We start from the raw sequence: 5,387 nt of genomic DNA on the forward strand, positions 1-5,387 counted from the left end.
GGGTGTTGTTTGAGAACTCAATAGTGTGTTTGGTGGTTTTGTTTTTGTTGTTGTTTTTGTGACCGCATTTGTGGCGCCCCGTGTCATGGGTGTGGTTTTTTTGATGCCAGTTTTTGGTGTCTTTTTGCTGTGATCGGATTTTTCTGATTCGGATTCTTCTCGCTGTTGCGAGTGGTTTTTGTTTGGAGAGTTTGATCCTGGCTCAGGACGAACGCTGGCGGCGTGCTTAACACATGCAAGTCGAACGGAAAGGCCCTTTCGGGGGTACTCGAGTGGCGAACGGGTGAGTAACACGTGGGTGATCTGCCCTGCACTTCGGGATAAGCTTGGGAAACTGGGTCTAATACCGGATAGGACCACGGCATGCATGTGCTGTGGTGGAAAGCTTTTGCGGTGTGGGATGGGCCCGCGGCCTATCAGCTTGTTGGTGGGGTGATGGCCTACCAAGGCGACGACGGGTAGCCGGCCTGAGAGGGTGTCCGGCCACACTGGGACTGAGATACGGCCCAGACTCCTACGGGAGGCAGCAGTGGGGAATATTGCACAATGGGCGCAAGCCTGATGCAGCGACGCCGCGTGGGGGATGACGGCCTTCGGGTTGTAAACCTCTTTCACCATCGGCGAAGCCCATAGCTTTTGTTGTGGGTGACGGTAGGTGGAGAAGAAGCACCGGCCAACTACGTGCCAGCAGCCGCGGTAATACGTAGGGTGCGAGCGTTGTCCGGAATTACTGGGCGTAAAGAGCTCGTAGGTGGTTTGTCGCGTTGTCCGTGAAATTCCCTGGCTTAACTGGGGGCGTGCGGGCGATACGGGCAGACTGGAGTACTGCAGGGGAGACTGGAATTCCTGGTGTAGCGGTGGAATGCGCAGATATCAGGAGGAACACCGGTGGCGAAGGCGGGTCTCTGGGCAGTAACTGACGCTGAGGAGCGAAAGCGTGGGGAGCGAACAGGATTAGATACCCTGGTAGTCCACGCCGTAAACGGTGGGTACTAGGTGTGGGTTTCCTTCCTTGGGATCCGTGCCGTAGCTAACGCATTAAGTACCCCGCCTGGGGAGTACGGCCGCAAGGCTAAAACTCAAAGGAATTGACGGGGGCCCGCACAAGCGGCGGAGCATGTGGATTAATTCGATGCAACGCGAAGAACCTTACCTGGGTTTGACATGCACAGGACGCCGGTAGAGATATCGGTTCCCTTGTGGTCTGTGTGCAGGTGGTGCATGGCTGTCGTCAGCTCGTGTCGTGAGATGTTGGGTTAAGTCCCGCAACGAGCGCAACCCTTGTCTCATGTTGCCAGCGCGTTATGGCGGGGACTCGTGAGAGACTGCCGGGGTCAACTCGGAGGAAGGTGGGGATGACGTCAAGTCATCATGCCCCTTATGTCCAGGGCTTCACACATGCTACAATGGCCGGTACAAAGGGCTGCGATGCCGTGAGGCTTAGCGAATCCTTGAAAGCCGGTCTCAGTTCGGATCGGGGTCTGCAACTCGACCCCGTGAAGTCGGAGTCGCTAGTAATCGCAGATCAGCAACGCTGCGGTGAATACGTTCCCGGGCCTTGTACACACCGCCCGTCACGTCATGAAAGTCGGTAACACCCGAAGCCAGTGGCCTAACCCTTGTGGGGGGAGCTGTCGAAGGTGGGATCGGCGATTGGGACGAAGTCGTAACAAGGTAGCCGTACCGGAAGGTGCGGCTGGATCACCTCCTTTCTAAGGAGCACCATTTCATTCCCCCACCCCCGCCGCCTGGCGGGATCAGTGTGGTTGGGAGATCAGTGCCGGCGTCTGTAGTGGACGATCCGGTCGGTGCACGACAACAATCGCTTCTCGAATTTTGTTCGGGGGCAGCAGAATTGCCAGACACACTGTTGGGTCCTGAGACAACACCCGCTGTTGTCCCTTGGTCGTTGGATTGAGGGTGTGGTGTTGTTGCTCCATCTTGGTGGTGGGGTGTGGTGTTTGTTTAATTGGATAGTGGTTGCGAGCATCTAAGCAAAAAGCTGATATTGGCGTTTTGTTGAGTATGTTTTCTTGTGTTTGTAAGTGTTTAAGGGCACATGGTGGATGCCTTGGCATCAGGAGCCGATGAAGGACGTGGGAGGCTGCGATATGCCTCGGGGAGCTGTCAACCGAGCGTGGATCCGAGGATGTCCGAATGGGGAAACCCGGCACGAGTGATGTCGTGTCACCCAACCCTGAATATATAGGGGTTGGGGGGGAACGCGGGGAAGTGAAACATCTCAGTACCCGTAGGAAAAGAAAACAATAGTGATTCCGTGAGTAGTGGCGAGCGAAAGCGGAGGATGGCTAAACCGTGCGCATGTGATACCCGGCGGGGGTTGTGTGTGTGGTGTTGTGGGGTTTGTGTTCTGTGGTCCGCCGATCGCAGCATCAGTAGTGGCGTGTTAGTCGAAGTGGCCTGGGATGGTCTGCCGTAGACGGTGAGAGCCCGGTAGGTGAAAACATGTCATCTGGTGTCATGAATACCCGAGTAGCAGCGGGCCCGTGGAATCTGCTGTGAATCTGCCGAGACCACTCGGTAAGCCTGAATACTTCCTGATGACCGATAGCGGATTAGTACCGTGAGGGAATGGTGAAAAGTACCCCGGGAGGGGAGTGAAAGAGTACCTGAAACCGTGTGCCTACAAGCCGTCAGAGCCCTCCTTTGGTGGGGTGATGGCGTGCCTTTTGAAGAATGAGCCTGCGAGTCAGGGACATGTCGCGAGGTTAACCCGGGTGGGGTAGCCGCAGCGAAAGCGAGTCTGAATAGGGCGTATCCCCGTAAGGGGTGTAGTGGTGTGTTCTGGACCCGAAGCGGAGTGATCTACCCATGGCCAGGGTGAAGCGCGGGTAAGACCGCGTGGAGGCCCGAACCCACTTAGGTTGAAGACTGAGGGGATGAGTTGTGGGTAGGGGTGAAAGGCCAATCAAACTCCGTGATAGCTGGTTCTCCCCGAAATGCATTTAGGTGCAGCGTTGCGTGTTTCTTGCCGGAGGTAGAGCTACTGGATGGCCGATGGGCCCTACTAGGTTACTGACGTCAGCCAAACTCCGAATGCCGGTAAGTGAAAGCGTGGCAGTGAGACGGCGGGGGATAAGCTCCGTGCGTCGAGAGGGAAACAGCCCAGATCGCCGGCTAAGGCCCCTAAGCGTGTGCTAAGTGGAAAAGGATGTGCAGTCGCATAGACAACCAGGAGGTTGGCTTAGAAGCAGCCACCCTTGAAAGAGTGCGTAATAGCTCACTGGTCAAGTGATTGTGCGCCGATAATGTAGCGGGGCTCAAGCACACCGCCGAAGCCGCGGCAACATAGCAATATGTTGGGTAGGGGAGCGTCCTGCATCCAGCGAAGCCACCGAGTGATCGAGTGGTGGAGGGTGTGGGAGTGAGAATGCAGGCATGAGTAGCGATAAGGCAAGTGAGAACCTTGCCCGCCGAAAGACCAAGGGTTCCTGGGCCAGGCCAGTCCGCCCAGGGTGAGTCGGGACCTAAGGCGAGGCCGACAGGCGTAGTCGATGGACAACGGGTTGATATTCCCGTACCCGTGTGTGCGCGTCCCTGATGAATCAGTGGTACTAACCACCCAAATCTCGGATCATCTGCGACCTTCGGGTCAAGGAGTTCTGGGGGCTGCGTGGGACCTTCACTGGTAGTAGTCAAGCGATGGGGTGACGCAGGAAGGTAGCCGTACCAGTCAGTGGTAATACTGGGGCAAGCCCGTAGGAAGAACAGTAGGCAAATCCGCTGTTCACATATTCCGAGAGGTGATGCATAACCGGATGAGGTGAATTCGGTGATCCTATGCTGCCGAGAAAAGCCTCTAGCGAGCACACACACGGCCCGTACCCCAAACCAACACAGGTGGTCAGGTAGAGAATACCAAGGCGTACGAGAGAACTATGGTTAAGGAACTCGGCAAAATACCCCCGTAACTTCGGGAGAAGGGGGGCCCACACACCGTCAACACCCTTCGCGGTGGGCAGCGGGAGTGGGTCGCAGAAACCAGTGAGAAGCGACTGTTTACTAAAAACACAGGTCCGTGCGAAGTCGCAAGACGATGTATACGGACTGACGCCTGCCCGGTGCTGGAAGGTTAAGAGGACCCGTTAACCCCTCGGGGTGAAGCGGAGAATTTAAGCCCCAGTAAACGGCGGTGGTAACTATAACCATCCTAAGGTAGCGAAATTCCTTGTCGGGTAAGTTCCGACCTGCACGAATGGCGTAACGACTTCTCAACTGTCTCAACCATAGACTCGGCGAAATTGCACTACGAGTAAAGATGCTCGTTACGCGCGGCAGGACGAAAAGACCCCGGGACCTTCACTATAGCTTGGTATTGATGTTCGGTACGGTTTGTGTAGGATAGGTGGGAGACTGTGAAACAATTACGCCAGTAATTGCGGAGTCGTTGTTGAAATACCACTCTGATCGTATTGGACCTCTAACCTCGAACCGTCTATCCGGTTCAGGAACAGTGCCTGGTGGGTAGTTTAACTGGGGCGGTTGCCTCCCAAAATGTAACGGAGGCGCCCAAAGGTTCCCTCAACCTGGACGGCAATCAGGTGTTGAGTGCAAGTGCACAAGGGAGCTTGACTGCAAGACGGACATGTCAAGCAGGGACGAAAGTCGGGACTAGTGATCCGGCACCCCCGAGTGGAAGGGGTGTCGCTCAACGGATAAAAGGTACCCCGGGGATAACAGGCTGATCTTCCCCAAGAGTCCATATCGACGGGATGGTTTGGCACCTCGATGTCGGCTCGTCGCATCCTGGGGCTGGAGCAGGTCCCAAGGGTTGGGCTGTTCGCCCATTAAAGCGGCACGCGAGCTGGGTTTAGAACGTCGTGAGACAGTTCGGTCTCTATCCGCCGCGCGCGTCAGAAGCTTGAGGAAACCTGTCCCTAGTACGAGAGGACCGGGACGGACGAACCTCTGGTCCACCAGTTGTCCCACCAGGGGCACCGCTGGATAGCCACGTTCGGACAGGATAACCGCTGAAAGCATCTAAGCGGGAAACCCCCTCCAAGACCAGGCTTCTCACCCATCAAGTGGGATAAGGCCCCCCGCAGACCACGGGATCAATAGACCAGACCTACAAGCCCAGCAATGAGCTCAGGGAACTGGCACTAACCGGCCGAAAACTTACACACACGCAACCACAACCCACGCAGACAACCACTGCACCCCACCACCAAAAACACACTTCATAACAACACAAATAAAGTTACGGCGGCCACAGCGACAGGGAAACGCCCGGACCCATCCCGAACCCGGAAGCTAAGCCTGCCAGCGCCGATGATACTACCCACCCGGGTGGAAAAGTAGGACACCGCCGAACACACACAACACACCCGTGCCCCCCAAAACCCTTGGGGGGCACGGGCATTTCT

3 rRNA genes are annotated in these 5,387 nt (G+C 56.2%); all 3 read left to right on the forward strand.

The features are described 5' to 3' along the window. Positions 1–179 precede the first annotated feature (179 nt). The 3 genes from A5658_RS19380 to rrf all read left to right on the forward strand — a co-directional run bounded on the left by A5658_RS19380 (position 180) and on the right by rrf (position 5,335). Positions 180–1,712 (forward strand): 16S ribosomal RNA (locus A5658_RS19380). A gap of 327 nt (positions 1,713–2,039) precedes the next feature. Continuing rightward, a 23S ribosomal RNA gene (locus A5658_RS19385) occupies positions 2,040–5,147 on the forward strand. Between the two features lie 75 nt (positions 5,148–5,222). Then, a 5S ribosomal RNA gene (rrf, locus tag A5658_RS19390) occupies positions 5,223–5,335 on the forward strand. The 16S, 23S and 5S rRNA genes sit together here, the layout of an rRNA operon. Positions 5,336–5,387 lie beyond the last annotated feature (52 nt).

The sequence above is a fragment of the Mycobacterium sp. 1245111.1 genome (assembly GCF_001673405.1).
Taxonomy (GTDB): Bacteria; Actinomycetota; Actinomycetes; order Mycobacteriales; family Mycobacteriaceae; genus Mycobacterium.